This window comes from Bradyrhizobium sp. AUGA SZCCT0431, from assembly GCF_018131065.1.
In the GTDB taxonomy this organism is placed as follows: domain Bacteria; phylum Pseudomonadota; class Alphaproteobacteria; order Rhizobiales; family Xanthobacteraceae; genus Bradyrhizobium.
This window is the reverse complement of the sequence record NZ_JAFCLR010000002.1, coordinates 262,009-278,455: the sequence shown is the minus strand read 5'-3', so window position 1 is coordinate 278,455 and position 16,447 is coordinate 262,009. Positions and strand designations below refer to the sequence as shown.

16 protein-coding genes and 1 tRNA gene are annotated in these 16,447 nt (G+C 62.4%); 13 read left to right on the top strand and 4 right to left on the bottom strand.

The genetic code is table 11. From position 1 onward, the window contains the following. The first annotated feature begins 7 nt into the window (after nt 1-7). The 6 genes from JQ567_RS03070 to JQ567_RS03050 all read left to right on the top strand — a co-directional run bounded on the left by JQ567_RS03070 (nt 8) and on the right by JQ567_RS03050 (nt 6,013). Entirely contained in the window at nt 8-706 is a 699-nt protein-coding gene (locus JQ567_RS03070) for a hypothetical protein (protein WP_212437407.1), read from the top strand. A gap of 223 nt (nt 707-929) precedes the next feature. Then, complete coding sequence (locus JQ567_RS03065) at nt 930-1,700, top strand: gamma-glutamyl-gamma-aminobutyrate hydrolase family protein (protein WP_192733475.1); 771 nt, start codon at nt 930-932, stop codon at nt 1,698-1,700. Between the two features lie 60 nt (nt 1,701-1,760). Continuing rightward, nucleotides 1,761-2,828: an extracellular solute-binding protein gene (locus JQ567_RS03060; RefSeq protein ID WP_212437406.1), complete on the top strand. Its 1,068-nt coding sequence runs from the start codon at nt 1,761-1,763 to the stop codon at nt 2,826-2,828. Nucleotides 2,829-3,072: 244 nt separating this feature from the next. Continuing rightward, nucleotides 3,073-5,379 (top strand): PAS domain-containing sensor histidine kinase, encoded by a 2,307-nt coding sequence (locus tag JQ567_RS03055; RefSeq protein ID WP_249165186.1) that lies wholly within the window; start codon nt 3,073-3,075, stop codon nt 5,377-5,379. A 56-nt stretch (nt 5,380-5,435) separates the two neighbouring features. Next, complete coding sequence (locus JQ567_RS37990; protein ID WP_249165185.1) at nt 5,436-5,789, top strand: hypothetical protein; 354 nt, start codon at nt 5,436-5,438, stop codon at nt 5,787-5,789. Next, a complete protein-coding gene (locus JQ567_RS03050; protein WP_249165184.1) occupies nt 5,747-6,013 on the top strand; it encodes a RidA family protein in 267 nt (88 codons plus the stop codon). Before JQ567_RS37990 ends, JQ567_RS03050 begins: the two co-directional genes overlap by 43 nt. Before the next feature lie 113 nt (nt 6,014-6,126). On the opposite strand, the gene glnA is transcribed toward JQ567_RS03050, so the two are convergent. Both glnA and JQ567_RS03040 read right to left on the bottom strand, forming a co-directional pair. Further along, nucleotides 6,127-7,536, bottom strand: a complete 1,410-nt coding sequence (gene glnA / locus JQ567_RS03045; protein ID WP_192733471.1) for a type I glutamate--ammonia ligase — start codon at nt 7,534-7,536, stop codon at nt 6,127-6,129. Nucleotides 7,537-7,694: 158 nt separating this feature from the next. Next, the gene (locus tag JQ567_RS03040) at nt 7,695-8,033 is read right to left on the bottom strand and encodes a P-II family nitrogen regulator (RefSeq protein ID WP_011441447.1); all 339 of its coding nucleotides are present in this window, start codon (nt 8,031-8,033) and stop codon (nt 7,695-7,697) included. 365 nt (nt 8,034-8,398) lie between these two features. On the opposite strand from JQ567_RS03040, the gene JQ567_RS03035 reads away from it, so the two are divergent. The 4 genes from JQ567_RS03035 to JQ567_RS03020 all read left to right on the top strand — a co-directional run bounded on the left by JQ567_RS03035 (nt 8,399) and on the right by JQ567_RS03020 (nt 11,094). Further along, complete coding sequence (locus tag JQ567_RS03035; RefSeq protein WP_212437405.1) at nt 8,399-9,898, top strand: NAD(P)H-hydrate dehydratase; 1,500 nt, start codon at nt 8,399-8,401, stop codon at nt 9,896-9,898. Between the two features lie 43 nt (nt 9,899-9,941). Then, entirely contained in the window at nt 9,942-10,238 is a 297-nt protein-coding gene (locus tag JQ567_RS03030) for a type II toxin-antitoxin system RelE/ParE family toxin (RefSeq protein WP_212437404.1), read from the top strand. A gap of 1 nt (nt 10,239) precedes the next feature. Then, nucleotides 10,240-10,545, top strand: a complete 306-nt coding sequence (locus JQ567_RS03025; protein WP_212437403.1) for an addiction module antidote protein — start codon at nt 10,240-10,242, stop codon at nt 10,543-10,545. A 126-nt stretch (nt 10,546-10,671) separates the two neighbouring features. Then, a complete protein-coding gene (locus JQ567_RS03020; protein ID WP_212437439.1) occupies nt 10,672-11,094 on the top strand; it encodes a GNAT family N-acetyltransferase in 423 nt (140 codons plus the stop codon). On the opposite strand, the gene JQ567_RS03015 is transcribed toward JQ567_RS03020, so the two are convergent. Both JQ567_RS03015 and JQ567_RS03010 read right to left on the bottom strand, forming a co-directional pair. Continuing rightward, nucleotides 11,091-12,176: an enolase C-terminal domain-like protein gene (locus JQ567_RS03015; protein ID WP_212437402.1), complete on the bottom strand. Its 1,086-nt coding sequence runs from the start codon at nt 12,174-12,176 to the stop codon at nt 11,091-11,093. The two genes, JQ567_RS03020 and JQ567_RS03015, sit on opposite strands and share 4 nt — an antisense overlap. A gap of 10 nt (nt 12,177-12,186) precedes the next feature. Then, nucleotides 12,187-13,497 carry a multicopper oxidase family protein gene (locus JQ567_RS03010; RefSeq protein WP_249165183.1) on the bottom strand — a complete coding sequence of 437 codons (1,311 nt, stop codon included), beginning with the start codon at nt 13,495-13,497 and terminating at the stop codon, nt 12,187-12,189. A gap of 155 nt (nt 13,498-13,652) precedes the next feature. Between JQ567_RS03010 and JQ567_RS03005 the strand changes: the two genes are divergently transcribed. From JQ567_RS03005 to JQ567_RS02995, 3 genes are all read left to right on the top strand, one after another. After that, nucleotides 13,653-13,737 (top strand) — tRNA-Leu (locus JQ567_RS03005). Between the two features lie 163 nt (nt 13,738-13,900). Continuing rightward, entirely contained in the window at nt 13,901-15,262 is a 1,362-nt protein-coding gene (gene tig / locus JQ567_RS03000) for a trigger factor (protein WP_212437401.1), read from the top strand. A gap of 247 nt (nt 15,263-15,509) precedes the next feature. Then, on the top strand, nt 15,510-16,145 hold the full coding sequence (locus JQ567_RS02995) for an ATP-dependent Clp protease proteolytic subunit (RefSeq protein WP_192733466.1): 636 nt from the start codon (nt 15,510-15,512) through the stop codon (nt 16,143-16,145). Nucleotides 16,146-16,447: the final 302 nt, after the last annotated feature.

Here is a 16,447-nt window from a genome sequence, read left to right as displayed (position 1 = left end):
GGATGAGATGAATTTCAAATGGTTGGGGCCGGTCGCGCTGCTGGCGGCGATCTATATCGGCGACCAGATCAGGATCAACCGTCCCGGCCACAAATATCGCTTGACCGTCGAAGTCGAGACCCCCGATGGACGCAAATCGGCGAGCGGAGTCTTGGCGGTCCACCCGTATCGCGGCTACAGCGGTATCGGCCCAACCCGCACCGTGGGCGATGCCGTTTACGTCGACCTCGGCGGCGGCAAAAATCTGGTCGCGCTGCTGGCGCATATCGACAAGAAACTCGAATTCGACGGCATCAATTATGTAGCCCTGCGCGCCTACACGGCCGCCGCCGACGGCAAACGCGTGTCGTTCAATGAATTGAACCGCCAGACCGGCATCGTGCCGGTAACGGGCGCGCTGATCCCGGTGCTCGTGACGTTTGCCGACCCGGCCAATCCCGGGACCGCGCGCAACGTGCAGCCTGACGAAGCGGAGGCGACGCTGGGGAAGGGATATCGCCTCCGCGGGATATCAGCCGAGGCGGTGCCGAACGGATTTTGGCCACTCGATTTCGGCGGCGTGCTGGGCGAGCCGGTGACCCGCGCCATCCAGGCGAAACTGCCGTGGCTGAATGGCGCCGACAATTCCGCCGCGACCGCGCTTCGGGCGGCCGGTCTGCCCGGCGTCGAGGCTGTTGATGCCAGGGAAGCCTTTACGCGGAAGTAGCTGCCTTTGCCGCGCGTCAGGCCGCTCCACGAGCCAAAATGCGTGCCTTGTGCCTATTCCGACGCCGGGCTTGCCGGCACGGCCTGGGATTCGCGCGGAGCTGTAAAGCAGAAGTGGGCAGCATATCATGTTGATCCGGCACGATCTCGCAGGCATGATCGGCCAACATCATGGCTCAACCTAGAAGATCCTTGCGCAGGACGATGAAAGCAGAAATTTGGCGATGAGACGGCCCGTGGTCGGTGTGATCGGGAACGCCCATCGCATCGAAAATCGTTTCACAACCCAGATGGTCGGAGAGCGCAATCTCCGCGCTGTAGCCGACGTGTCGGGCGCACTGCCGCTGATGTTTGCGGGATCGCCCGAGATCACCGATATCGGCGCCTTGCTCGAAGCCGTCGACGGGGTGGTGCTGACAGGCGCCCGTGCCAATGTCCATCCGACCCGTTTCAAGACCGAGCCGCATGAGAGGCACGAGCCCTACGATATTCACCGCGACGACGTCGCCCTTGCGCTGGCGGAAGCCTGCGTCGCCCGCGGCGTACCGATCTTCGGCATCTGCCGCGGCTTGCAGGAAATGAACGTCGCCTTTGGCGGCTCGCTGCACCCGGAGATTCGCGAAATCCCCGGCCGCATGAATCACCGCATGCCGCGGCTGGAGAACGGCGAAATCCACCCCGATCCGTTGGTGATCTTTGCCGACCGGCATGACGTCCATCTCACCCCGGACGGCGCTTTTGCAAAGCTGCTCGGCTGCGAAACCATTCGCGTGAACTCGCTGCATGGGCAAGGCATTCTCGATCCCGGCGAGCGCGTCGTCATCGAGGGCGTGGCGGAAGACGGCACCATCGAAGCGATCCGGATTGCCGATGCACCGAGCTTTGCGCTCGGCGTGCAATGGCATGCGGAGTACGACCCGCAGCGCAATCCGATCAACCGTGCGCTGTTTGAGGCATTCGGCGAGGCGCTGAAGGCGCATCAGCGGGCGAGCTAGAAGGCGGTTTCGAACGAACAGGCGGCCGATAAACGGTCGGGCTACAAGGGGGAGGGTGCGATGCGGGACCGCCGATGGTCGAGACGCGACCTGTTGAAGGCGTCGACGGCTTCCGTTGCCGGCCTTTTATTCGCCGAGCCGGTCAAAGCCGCGGCGCCGCCGCCTTCCGAAGTGACGCCCGCGCTGATCGAGGCTGCCAAGAAAGAGGGCAAGGTGTCGTTCTATACGGCGCTTGAACTCAACACCGCCGAACGGGTGGCGCGGTCGTTCGAAGCCAAATATCCGGGTATCAGCGTCCGGGTGGAGCGTTCCGGTGCGGAGCGGATCTTCCAGCGCATCGCGCAGGAGCAGGGCAGCGGCATCAACGCCGTTGACGTCGCCAACTCGACGGACCCGGCGCATTATCTCGACTGGAAAAAGAACAACTGGCTCGCGGCCTACCTGCCGGCGGAGGTCGCCAAACATTTCCCGGCCGATCAGATCGACCCCGATGGCATGCACGCGACGTCCTGCGCCTGGCTGGAGGCCATCGGCTACAACACCAATCTCGTCAAGCGCGAGGAAGCGCCAAAAAGCTATGCCGATTTGCTCGACCCGAAATGGCAAGGCAAGATCGTCAAGGGCCATCCCGGCTACAGCGGCGCGATTCTGACCGCGACCTTCGTGCTGACGCGCGATCTCGGCTGGGTCTATCTGGAGAAACTCGCGCAGCAGAAGGTCATGCCGGTGCAGTCGGCCGCCGATCCACCAAAGAAGATCCTGCTCGGCGAGCGTGCCATCATGGCCGACGGCAACGACTACAATCTGGTGCTGGCCAAGGACCAGGGCAAACCGGTCGAGGTGGTCTACCCGACCGAGGGGGCGCCGTTGATCATCGTTCCCTCCGGAATCTTCCGCGGCGCGCCCAATCCGAACGCGGCACGATTATTTCAGAACTTCTTTTTCAGCGCCGAAACCCAGCAGATGCTGGTCGACGTGTTCGCACACCGCTCGTTTCACGCGCAGGTGAAGGAGAAGGGCGAGCACATCCCGCTGGCGAATCTGAAATTGCTCAAGGCCGATCCCGCTGCCGTGCAAGCGCAAAGCGAGGAGATCAAGGCGCGTTACACCAAGATATTCGGGGTATAATTTGATTCGAAATATCCATGTCTCTGGGACGTTGTCCGTAATTCTACGGAATCGAAAACGTGGGATCGCGGCTGAGAACTCGGCTAAGCATTGGGGTAGCTGAGGACGCCGAACAAAAGGCCTGCATTGACGACATTGGCGCGCAGCGCCGGACGCGCATTCATACTCGCACCTATTGTCGCGGCCATTTCCTGGGCGGCTTTCTGGCAGTTTTCTTAGTGATTTTATTGGGCAGTTGGTTGTCATGACTTTATGGAGCCGTCTTGCATTCGCGATGGTGTTCCTGGTCGTGGGCACCATTTGCGCTCTTGCTTTGTTCGGTGATGGTTTTGGCCGCGCGACATTCATCGTCGGGGTGATCGCGATTTTGGTCGCGCTGGTGCTTGCGGCCGCCATCGCGGGCTCGCTGTCCCGACAGCTGACCCAAATGACCCGGGCGGTCGAAGGGCTGTCGCGCGGCAAGCCGGTTGCGATGCCTTCCGAAGGTAGCCGGGAGATGGCCCCGCTATCAGCGGCGTTCGCCGAATTGTCGGGCCAGCTCGGCGCCAGGCCAAACTTGCTGGAAAACACGGTCGAAAGCATCCGCGATTGCGTTGTCGTCGCCGACGAGAATGCGGTGGTCGTCGTTGCCAACGGCGCAGCCCGCCAGCTGCTGGGTGTGGACCGCGGCTTCGACAGCCTGACGGGGGTAAGAAAATTCGCCTGTTTCCTTTCGGACGGTACCACGCCGCTGCCGATCCCGGATTCGCCGCTTGCGCGGGCGCTGCGCGGCGAACATGTCGATGATTTCGAACTCATGGTGCAGTCCGAAGGGTCCTGCGCAAAAGCCCACATCGTCGCCAACGCCCGGCCGCTGCGCGACGAACGCGGCAGGCTTTGCGGGGCGGTGACCGTGCTCCGCGACGTCACCGAACAAAAGCGAGCCCTGCAGGCTCTGGTCGACAGCGAACAGATGGCGCAGACCATCGTGAGCACCGCGCTCGACGCCTTCGTCCAGACCGACGAAAACGGCTTCGTTCTCGAATGGAGTCCGCAGGCCGAAGCCTTGACCGGGTGGACGCGGGCGGAGACGGTTGGTGTGAAGCTTGTCGAGCTGGTGTTTCCCGAACACCTTCGCGCGGCGCACCGGCAGCGGATCGCCAAATTCCTGCGCGAGACCGCCGGCGGCGCCATGGGCATGCGCTATGAGGCGCCGGCGCTGCACCGGGACGGTCACGAATTTTTTGTCGAAGTGTCGCTCACGGCGCTGCGCCGCGGCGACGGTTACATCATCAACGCCTTTGTCAGGGACATCACCCAGCGGCGCATCGCCGAGGAGCGACTGATTCAGGCGCAAAAGATGGATACGGTTGGGCAATTGACCGGCGGCATTGCCCATGACTTCAACAACATGCTTACGGTGATCACAGGCACGATCGAAATTCTGGCCGATGGCGTCAAGGACGTTCCGCACCTGGCTTCGATCACCAAGTTGATCAGCGACGCCGCCGACCGCGGTGCAAACCTCACCGCCAGCCTGCTGGCGTTCGCGCGCAAGCAGCCGTTGCAGCCGGCCGAGATCGACGTCAATGATCTTGTTCGCGAGGCCGTTCGATTGCTCGCGCCAACCGTCGGCAAGAACATCGAAATCGAGGTCGCCTTGAGCGACGACGCGTGGCCGGCATTCGTCGATCGTAGCCAACTCTCCTCCGCGGTCGTCAATCTCGCCATCAACGCCCGGGACGCCATGGCAAATGGCGGAAAGCTGACCATTGCGACCGGCAATATCACCCTGGGCGTCCCCGAGGCCGTGGCCCGCGGCGTCGAGCGCGCCGGCGATTATGTCGCCGTCGAAGTGAGCGACACCGGCACCGGGATTCCGCCGCCCATTCTCGACAAGATATTTGAACCGTTCTTTTCCACCAAGGAGGTCGGCCAGGGAACGGGGCTCGGGCTCAGCATGGTGTTCGGCTTCGCCAAGCAGTCGGGCGGAAGCGTCGACGTGCGCAGCGAGGAGGGAAGCGGCACGACGTTCACGATCTATCTGCCCAAAGCCGACACCAGTGCGCTTCAACCGTCGACGCGAGACGAGGATCTGCCGGTGCAGGGCGGCAGCGAAACGATCCTGTGCGTCGAGGACGACCGCAAGATCCGCGACTATGTGACGATGCAACTCGAGAGCCTCGGCTACAAGGTGATCTCGGCCGCCAACGCGGACGAGGCCCTGGCCATCGTCAATCAGCGCGCCAAGTTCGATCTGCTGTTCACCGACGTCGTGATGCCCGGCAGCATGAACGGCAGGCAACTGGCTGAAACGCTGATGGCCAGGCGTCCGTCGCTCCGGGTGCTCTTCACCTCCGGCTACAGCGATGGCGCGCTGCCGCTAAAGAACCGCGCGGGGCACGGGATTCCGCTTTTGACCAAGCCCTATCGGCGCGCGGAGCTGGCGCGAACGTTGCGCCGTTGTCTTGATATTGCGGTCGATCCGGCCGGCGATCCGATACCGACGCCTTATTCCGTGCAGCCGGAGCTCGAGCGTTTCCTGCGCAAGTATCCGCCGAAGGAGGGATAGAGTGCAGTCGCGAGGCGGCGGACTCGTCGTCCGCTCTATCGGTCCTATCGGAGATCATGTCGATGAACGACAGGGAAATTCTGCTCGCGATCCAGAGGCTGCTGGACGGCAAGCAATGGCACACCGAGACGGTCGATCAGATCGCCATGATCGTGGAGCGCGCCGGCTACCCTATCCGCACCTGGGGTGAAATGCCTTTTCCGCCCCGTCCCGAGCCAGCAGCAGCAGGTAGCCACATGAAATCCCGCGTCGAGACGCTCACGCCGCCGAACACACCGAACCCGATCGGTCCTTACAGTCATACCGCCAAGGTCGCCAACAGATATGGATCGGGGGGACGGCCGGCTTCGATCCGGCGACGGGACAATTGGCTGGCGCTGATGTTGGCGCGCAGACACGGCAAATCCTGAAGTCGTTCGTGGTTATGCTTGAAGCTGTCGGGTCCGACCTCAGCCATGTCACGCATATCAATATCTTCCTGCAGCGTATGTCCGACTTCGAGGCGATGAACGGGGCCTATGTCGAGATCATGGGGGACCTTAGACCCGCGCGCACGGTGATTGCCGTGCAGGAACTTCCCAAGCCCGGCGCGTTGCTGACGATGAATCTCACCGCCGTGACGCGGGAAGGATGATCCTGCGTTCTGAGCACTGGTGTTCAGGTGGGTTCAAAAACAAAAGGCGCCCCGTTCGGAGCGCCTTCGCGTTTGTGAACCGTGACATCAGCGGCGCGAACGCCGCGAAAAAATCACAGCGAATAGTACATGTCGAATTCGACCGGATGCGGGGTCATCTCGAAGCGCTCGACTTCGGTCATCTTCAGCTCGATGTAGCTGTCGATGAAGTCGTCGTCGAACACGCCGCCGTTCTTGAGGAACGCGCGGTCCTTGTCGAGGTTTTCCAGCGCCTCGCGGAGCGAACCGCACACCGTCGGGATCTGCTTCAGCTCTTCCTTCGGCAGGTCGTAGAGGTCCTTGTCCATTGCCGGACCCGGATCGATCTTGTTCTTGATGCCGTCGAGGCCGGCCATCAGCATCGCGGCGAAGCCGAGATACGGATTGGCCATCGGGTCGGGGAAACGCACCTCGACGCGCTTGGCCTTCGGGTTGGCGGTGTAGGGGATGCGGCACGAGGCCGAACGGTTGCGCGCGGAGTAGGCGAGCAGCACGGGCGCTTCATACCCGGGGACCAGGCGCTTGTAGGAGTTGGTCGACGGGTTGGTGAAGGCGTTGATCGCCTTGGCGTGCTTGATGATGCCGCCGATGTAGTGGAGGCAGGTCTCGGAGAGGTCGGCGTATTTGTTGCCGGCGAACACCGGCTTGCCGTCTTTCCAGATCGACTGGTGGACATGCATGCCCGAGCCGTTGTCGCCATAGATCGGCTTCGGCATGAAGGTAGCGGTCTTGCCGTAGATGTGCGCGACCTGATGGATGCAGTATTTGTAGATCTGCATGTGGTCGGCCATCAGCGTCAGCGTGTCGAACTTCATGCCGAGCTCGTGCTGGGCGGAAGCGACTTCATGGTGATGCTTCTCGACCTTGACGCCCATCTTGGCCATCGCGCCGAGCATTTCCGAGCGCATGTCCTGCACCGAGTCCTGCGGCGGCACCGGGAAGTAGCCGCCCTTGGTGCGGATGCGGTGACCGAGATTGCCGCCTTCATATTCGGTGTCCGAATTGGTCGGAAATTCCGAGGAGTCGAGCTTGAAGCCGGTGTTGTAGGGCATGGACGAAAAGCGCACGTCGTCGAATACGAAGAACTCGGCTTCCGGTCCGACGAACACGGTGTCGCCGACGCCCATCGACTTGACCATCGCCTCGGCCTTCTTGGCCATGCCCCGCGGGTCGCGGTTGTAGGGCTCGCCGGTGGTCGGCTCGAGCACGTCGCAGGTGATGACCATGGTGGTTTCGGCGAAAAACGGATCGATCGTCGCGGTGACCGGATCGGGCATCAGGCACATGTCGGATTCGTTGATCGCCTTCCAGCCGGCAATCGACGAGCCGTCGAACATGGTGCCTTCGGCAAAGATTTCCTCGTCGATCATGCCGATGTCGAAAGTCACGTGCTGCCACTTGCCGCGCGGGTCGGTGAAGCGCAGGTCGACGTATTTTACGTCGTTGTCCTTGATCGATTTCAGGACGTCTTTGGCGGTCTTCATGAATACCCCTTTTGGTTTCCAGGACTCTGCGACAACGACATTTTCGCAAACAACACGCACGCACAGATACAGAGTGGTGAGATATCGCAAACGAAATCAGGCCGCCGAAGCAGCCCTTTTCTTGTTTTTCAGTCGCAAAATGCGGGATAGCACCCGGCTTAGATAGCGTCCAGCCCGGATTCTCCGGTTCTGATCCGGATCGCTTCTTCGATGTTGGAGACGAAGATTTTGCCGTCGCCGATGCGGCCGGTCTGGGCGGCGCGCCGGATCGCGTCGATGGCTTTCTCGACCAAGTCATCCCCGATCACGATCTCGATTTTGACCTTGGGCAGGAAGTCCACGATGTATTCCGCACCGCGATACAGTTCCGCGTGACCCTTTTGCCGGCCGAAACCCTTGGCCTCGGTCACGGTGATGCCTTGCAGTCCGACCTCCTGAAGCGCCTCTTTCACCTCGTCGAGCTTGAACGGCTTGATGATGGCTTCGATTTTTTTCACTGAGCGCCTCCCGGGCATTTCAAATTGCAGAGCAGATAGTTTCGATGTCGCGCGTGGCGCCGTCTGGTCGTCGATCCCTGATCAGGGCCCGAAACGCTCGCAATTGCCGCGAACGCCGACGGTCCTGAGCCGGCTTCCTTACCGGCTTCCCCAAAAGCAGGGTCTATGCCAAGTTGTTAATGAGCCTGATTTTGGAATGTTTTCAGACTTTTAACAGGCAATCGGCAGAGGTCGAACCGGACGCTGCATGATACCCAAGCCTACGAAATAGGCAAACCGATCAATTGGTATGCAGCTAGTGTAAAATTGGCTACGGCCGATATCGGAAATGCCTCTGGAAAAGGCTGATAGATCGAGGATTCGGCATGGAAGTTCTGACCACCACTGAGATGGAGCGCGCCGACCGAATGACCATTGCCGCCGGCACGCCCGGCTTTGCCCTGATGATGAGCGCGGGCCAGGCCGTTGCCGAAGCCGCGATGGAACTGGTCGAGGAGGGCGCGATCGTGGTGGTTGCCGGCCGTGGCAACAATGGCGGCGACGGGTTTGTCGCTGCGGCCGAATTGGCCGCGCGCGGCCGCGATGTTTCGGTGATCCTGTTGTGCGAGCGGGACAGTCTGACGGGCGATGCGGCACTTGCGGCGAAGGGTTGGAAATACCCGGTGCTGCCGTTCAATCCCCAGGCGATCGGAAAGCCGGCGCTGATCATCGATGCGCTGCTCGGCGCCGGTCTCAATCGTCCCGTGAAGGGCGATCCGCTTGAGATGATCGAGGCGATCAACGCCAACGGCGCGCCGGTCCTCGCCGTCGATCTGCCGAGCGGCATCAACGGCACCACCGGCGCCGTCATGGATGTTGCGATCAACGCCGTCGAGACCGTGACGTTCTTCCGCAAGAAGCCGGCGCATCTGTTGCTGCCGGGACGGATGCATTGCGGCCGCGTCCACGTCGCCGACATCGGCATCGATGCGCATGTGCTGGGCGAAATCCAGCCGCAGACAACGGAAAACGTCCCGCAGGCCTGGCAGGGATGCTTTCCGGTGCCGCGTATCGATGGCCACAAATATGCGCGCGGTCACGCTGTCGTCGTCTCCGGCGACATGGCCTCAACCGGTGCGGCGCGGCTGGCGGCACGCGCCGCGCTGCGGGCCGGCGCCGGCCTCGTCACGCTGGCGTCGCCGCGCGAGGCGCTGGCGGTCAATGCTTCGGCCCTGACCGCGGTGATGATCCGCGCGGTCGATAGCGCGGTCGAATTCGCTGACATGCTGAACGACAAACGGCTCAATGCCTGCGTGATCGGGCCGGGCGCCGGAATCAGCGCGCGCACGCGCGATCTCGTCCACACCGCCTTGTCCGCGAAACGTCACCTCGTGCTCGACGCCGACGCGCTGACGAGCTTTGCGCAGGAACCGGAGCGCCTGTTTGAATCGATCAAGGCGTCCAGCGATCCGCAGGTCGTGCTGACCCCACACGAGGGCGAGTTTCCTCGGCTGTTCAGCGACATCAGCAACAAGCATCCGGGCCGCTCCAAACTCGAACGGGTGCGCGACGCCGCCTTACGCTGTGGCGCCGTGGTACTGCTGAAAGGGCCGGATACGGTGGTGGCGTCGCCCGACGGGCGCGCCAGCATCGCCGCCAACGCGCCGCCCTGGCTCGCCACCGCCGGCGCCGGCGACGTGCTGGCGGGGATCGTCGCAGGGTTGTTGGCCCAGGGCGTGCCGGCGTTCGAGGCCGCCAGCATCGGCGTCTGGATCCACGGCGAGGGCGCGCGCGAGGCGGGACCGGGCCTGATCGCGGAAGATTTGACCGAAGTGCTGCCCGCGGTGTTCCGGCGGCTCTATGACGAGTTCGGTGTTGAGTACTGATGGGCAGCTTGATTATTGAAGGTGAGTAGTTTATAAACTACAAGTGCTTGAGCTGAAGCAAACAGAGACGTTTCGGAAGTGGCGCCAGCGGCTCAAGGATCACCGCGCCCGTGCGATGATCGCTTCGCGACTGGATCGGCTGGCTCAAGGACACGCGGGCGACGCTGCACCGGTTGGCGAGGGAATCAGCGAGCTGCGTATCCACTATGGCCCCGGCTACCGTGTCTATTTTCAGAAGCGCGGAAGCACGATCATCGTTCTGCTTTGCGGGGGCGACAAAAGCACTCAGGCGAAAGACATCAATACGGCGAAGCATCTTGCCAGGGCATGGAGTGAATGAGATGGGCGAGAAGCTAACGGCTTATGATCCGGCTGAGGATCTGCTGTCCGACGAGGCGATTGCCGTATTCATGGAGGAAGCCTTCAAGACGGAAGATGCAGGCTATATTGCGCACGCCCTTGGCGTTGTTGCCCGCGCAAAAGGGATGACACAGATTGCCAACGAAACCGGGCTTTCACGTGAACAGCTCTATCGCTCGTTCAGCGCCGACGGAAATCCGACCTTGAAGACGACGATCGCCGTGATGAAGGCGCTGGGAATTGAGCTCACTGCAAAGCCCCACGTCAAAGAAGACTCCGCGGCGTGAGATGGACGAGCTTAGGTACAATCTATCAATCCCGGCGCGGAGAGATGATGGCGGTCGCTTCGCTCCACCCATCCGCTAGCCACGACGAGTTCGGTGTTGAGTATTAGGCAACTCGAATTGGCCGACATGGACGCCGCCGCGCGGGTCCATCGTACAAGCTTCGACCATGCCTTACCCTGGCTCGCCGGTCTGCACACGCCCGAGGAAGATCGCTGGTTTTATCGCGAGCGGATGTTGAAGACCTGCACGCTCTGGGGCGCGTTCGATGACAATGCCATGACCGGCGTGATCGCCTTCCACGACGACTGGATCGAGCAACTCTACGTGCTGCCGGAAGCGCAGGGGCAGGGCGTTGGGACCGAATTGCTTGACGTCGCCAAGCGCGCTTCCGCTCGGCTGCAGCTATGGACGTTCCGGCGCAACGCACCGGCGCGCCGCTTCTATGAAGCGCGAGGCTTTGTGTTGGCGGAGCAAACCGACGGTGCCGGCAACGAAGAGAAGGAACCGGATGCGCGTTATCTCTGGACGCGCGTAGCAGGCGGTCGTTAGCTCACGAGATATGTCGCCACCGCCGCCTCGTTCCATTCCAGGCCAAGTCCAGGCCCCCGTGCGGTCACGGTACCGTCGATGATCTCGGCGGGGTGGGCGAGAATGACGCGGGCGAAATCGAGGAATTCGAGCCAGTGCGCTGATGGCGTCACCGCCAGCATGTGGGCGCTGGCTTCGGCGAACAGATGGCTCGACATCGGAATGTTGGCGGCTTCCGCTTGCGCGGCGACCTGAAGCCAGCCGGTGACGCCGCCGCATTTCATCAGGTCGGGCATGATGAAGTCGCTGGCGCCGGCCGCGATCGCCTCGGCAAAGCCGCGCGGGAACCACCAGTTCTCGCCGGCCTGGATCGGCGTCGGCGAGGTCTCGCGCACCTTGGCGTGGCCTGACAGATTTTCCTGCGGCACCGGCTCTTCGATCCAGTGCAGGTCATAAGGGGCGAGGCGCGCGATGCGGCGCCCGGCTTCCGCGGGATCGAGCGACTGGTTGAAGTCGATCATCAATGCGATGTCCGGGCCGAGCAAAGCGCGTACGCCCTTGACCACCCGCTCGTCATTGGCGGCGTCGCCGTCGCCGCCCTTGATCTTGATGCCGCGAAAACCCTGTTCCAGCGAGCGGCGCAGCGCCCTCTCGTCCGCGATCGGGTCGACCACGCCATAGCTGTCATAGGCCTTGATCGGCCGCGGCGCGCCACCCAGCAGCTCGGCCAATGGCCGACCGGCAATCTGGCCGAGCGCGTCCCAATAGGCCATGTCGAGCCCGGACACCGCCATGCCGACGAGGCCCTGCCAGCCGAGCAGGCGGAATTTTGCGTCCATCGCCTTCATCAGATCAAACGGCGCAACCGGCTTGCCGACGAGTTCGCGCCCGATCTCCTCGATCAGATGCACCAGCGGCTTCACCGTCAGTTTGGCGTAGGCAAAGATATAGGAGCGTCCGGTAACGCCTTGATCGGTCGCGACATCGATCAGCACCATCGGCGCCGCGTCGATCGTTGAGAAGGCGGTCTTCACGGGGCGGGCGATCGGCACCACGAGGCCCCGGGCAGTGACGCTACGAATGGCGGGAACGGACGCGCTCATGCTGATCTCCTCACTCCACACTGTACCATCGCACCAGGCGGGGGGCGGCCCAATCGGTCGCGACGGATTCGATCAGCCAGCGTCCGGCATATTCGGCGGCAAAGGCGATGCGTTGCGTTTGGCCGGGTTCGATGGCCAGCGTATCCAGCCAGAACGGCTTCCAGCCGTCATCGAGCCGGTCGAGCAGCCGGAAGTGATGGCCGTGAAGGTGAAACACCGTTGGGGTGGCGCCGCGGTTGTTCAGGGCCAGCACAACGGTGCGTCCCGCTTTGGTACGGACCGCGGGCGCGGCGGTCGCCGCGAAGTTCGCCGGCGGCACCCAGTCGCCCTGCGGCCCGCCAAGGGCCAGTTCGGCCCGGGTTGCGCCCTTGAGGTCGAGCCGCGCCGGCAGACCGTTGGAAGGTAACGGCGGCGCCGGGGAAAGCGGGGCGGCGCGGACCGCCGGTTCGCCCGTCACGATCAGCCTGCCGATGGGGCGGGCCTCCTTGCCGTCATGGACCAGAAGCGTTGCGGTGGTCCCGGCGGGCGCCGTCACATCGATAAAGGCATCGACGCGGCCGCCTGGAGCCAGCACCAGCGCGCCGTTTCGTGCCTGGAACGGCTCGGAAGGCTGGCCGTCGATAGCCATGACGCGGACGTCGAAATTCTCGATTTTCGCCGCGATCACAGACCGCTGGCAGCCATTGATGAAGCGAATCCTGATCCGTTCATTGGTTCGCACTGTAATATCGAGCGAAAGCCTGCCATTGGCCGTCAAAACCGTTGCGGCGTCCTTGGGGTCGATTCCGGGCGCGATCGCGGTTCCGTCCGGGCGCAGCCGCCAGTCCTCGACCAGAAACACCTCGTCGCGATCGACGGCGACGGTCTCGCTTTCCCGGACCACCAATGCGCGAGCCCGCGATGGCCGTGCCTGGCCGTCGCCGAGAAGGGCCAGATCACACAGCAGCGTTCCGGCATGTCGCAGCGGCAGTTGCAGAGTTTCCTTCACCCCGGCCGCGAGCGGCGCGCGGGCCGTCAGCGATTCGACGCTCGCGGCCCCGTCGAGCCCCCGCCAATTGAGGGCAACGGGCTGCGGCAGCTCATTGGCGAGTGTGACTTCAACGGTATCGCCGCGCTTGAATCTCGTTTCCGAACCGGCGAGTGACCAAACCGGCGTCTCCGGCGCCCCTGGCCGAAGCGCAACGACATCGGCTTTGGCTTGCAGCGCCAGCGCGGCGCGGCCTTGAGCGGAGCCAATGGAGGGCCATATCGGGAGCAGGGCGGCAGCGCCCAGTCCGGCCATCAGCTCGCGTCGGTGCAGCAGGGATTTGGGGCTTGCCATGAGACCGATGCGGACCATTTTCTGGCGGCCCTGTCCAGCTGTGACGCCTTGCCTCGGGCGAGGGGCAAGAATGGCCATTTTTTTGCTGCGGACCGGTGGGCGCATGTTATAAGCCCGCCGCTCGCGGCATCGCGGCCGGACTGGATGCTTTTTACGCGGGCGTGGCGGAACTGGTAGACGCGCTGGATTTAGGTTCCAGTGACGAAAGTTGTGGGGGTTCGAGTCCCTCCGCCCGCACCAAGCGCTCTATTCAAGCGTTTGCATGACGAATACTGGAGGGCCTGTTTCCCCGGTTGGGGAGTTGGGTCAGCCGAACCACCGGCGCAGGCTTTCGAGCCCCGCGTCGATCCAATTGACAATGTCGGGGCCATCAGGCCCGACGAAACGGAAGAAGATTGACGCCATGCAGGTCACCGAAACCCTCGTCGAGGGATTGAAGCACGAGTTCAAGATCAGCGTCCCCGCATCGGATCTCGATGCCAAGGCCGGCGCCAAGCTGATCGATCTCAAGGACAAGGTGAAGCTCAACGGCTTCCGTCCCGGCAAGGTGCCGGTGAGCCATCTGAAGAAGGTCTATGGCCGCTCTGTGATGGCCGAGACCATCGACCAGACCATCCGCGACACCAACACGCAGATCTTCACCGATCGCGGCTTCCGCCTTGCGACCGAACCGAAGATCACGATGCCGACCGAGGAAAAAGAGGTCGAGGAGCTCCTCTCCGGCAAGAGCGATCTTACCTACACGGTGGCAATCGAGGTGGTGCCGACGATCCAGCTCGCCGACTTCAAGAGCTTTACCGTCGAGAAGCCGGTCGTCGACGTGTCCGACAGCGATGTCGATGACGCCATCAAGCGCATCGCCGACCAGAGCCGCCCCTATAACGCCAGGAGCGAAGGCGCGAAGGCCGAGAACGGCGATCGCGTCACCATCAACTTCACCGGCCGCATCGACGGTACGCCGTTCGAGGGTGGTACCGGCGAGGGCATCCAGGTGGTGATCGGCACCGGCCAGTTCATTCCGGGTTTTGAAGAGCAGTTGATCGGCATCGGCGCGGGCGAGACCCGCACGCTGAAGGTTGCCTTCCCGAAGAACTACGCGAGCGAAAAGCTCGCCGGCCAGCCCGCCGAGTTCGAAACCACCGCCACCGCCATCGAGGCGCCCGGCGAGACCACCGTCGATGACGAGTTCGCCAAGACGCTCGGCCTCGAATCGCTCGACAAGCTGAAGGAAGCCGCGCGTGAGCGCCTGGTCGCTGAATTTGCCGGTGCGACGCGCCAGCGCGTCAAGCGCGCGCTGCTCGACCGTCTCGACGAGAGCCACAAATTCGAAGCGCCGCCGTCGCTGATCGCCGAAGAGTTCAATCTGATGTGGAACTCGATCAAGGCCGAAATGGATTCGAGCGGCAAGACCTTTGCCGACGAGAACACCACCGAGGACGCCGCCAAGGAAGAATACCAGAAGATCGCCGACCGCCGGGTCCGCCTCGGCCTCGTGCTGTCGGAGATCGGCGAGAAGAACAAGATCACCGTCACCGACGACGAAGTCAGCCGGGCCGTGATCGAGCGGGCGCGTTCGATGCCGGGCCGCGAGAAGGAAGTCTGGGACTACTATCGCAACAATGCCAATGCGCTGGCCCAGCTTCGTGCGCCGATTTATGAAGACAAGGTGGTCGATTTCATCCTCGAACTCGCCAACGTGACCGAAAAGAAGGTTTCGCGCGAAGACCTGTTCAAGGACGAGGACGCTGAGAAAACTGCCGCTTAATCCCGGCACCTGATGTTAATGATGAACGGCGAAACCGGCATAGCGACGGCATCCGTCGCTATGAGTTCGCCTGCGAATCAGTTTGAATTTGTCTAACGCAGCTCGCAATTGCTCGGCCTTGTGGCCGGGAAATTGGCTCATATCTGTGAGTTGTCTTTGAAGTTCTGCATCACGGACGTTCGTCCACCCCTGGCAAATCAGCTTGCTTGCCGATGGATGTTCGCCCCTGCCAACCTTTGGGTGACTAATGCGCGATCCCGTTGAAACCTACATGAACCTTGTGCCGATGGTCGTCGAACAGACCAACCGCGGTGAACGCGCCTACGACATTTTCTCGCGCCTTCTGAAGGAACGCATCATCTTCCTGACCGGTCCGGTCGAAGACGGCATGTCGACGCTGATCGTCGCTCAGCTGCTGTTCCTGGAAGCCGAGAATCCGAAAAAGGAAATCTCGATGTACATCAACTCGCCGGGCGGCGTGGTGACATCGGGCCTGGCGATCTACGACACCATGCAGTTCATCCGTCCGCCGGTGACGACGTTGTGCACCGGGCAGGCGGCGTCGATGGGATCGCTGTTGCTGGCGGCCGGCCACAAGGACATGCGTTTCTCGCTGCCGAATTCGCGCATCATGGTGCATCAACCCTCCGGCGGCTTCCAGGGCCAGGCCACCGACATCATGCTGCACGCGCAGGAGATCCTGAATCTCAAGAAGCGGCTCAACGAGATCTATGTGAAGCACACCGGCCAGACCTACAAGGCGATCGAGGAAGCGCTGGAGCGCGACAAGTTCCTGACCGCCGACATGGCCAGAGACTTCGGTATTGTCGACAAGGTGATGGATAAGCGTCCGGAAGAGCCGGCGATGACCAAGACCCCGTAAGGTAACGGGTGGAGGTACCCACGCGTTGACCTTGACAGGTGGGCTCAATCGGCAAATTACGCTCTAAGCGGCTCTCTGTGCCCGAACGCAGGCAGAAAGTTCCGCTTTCGTGCTGGTTTGGCAGCGTGGTAATCGCGCAACGCTTGGGTGATTTCGGCAACTTCTCCCCGTGCGAAGGCCGAAAATCACGGTATTGTCACGGTGTCCGCTCCGTGCCCGGTTAGCGAATTCTTGATAGTCGGGTGTCAGCATGGTTGGCTGTGAGGGATCGGACAGGATCGCGGGGATTCGAGTAAACCGTG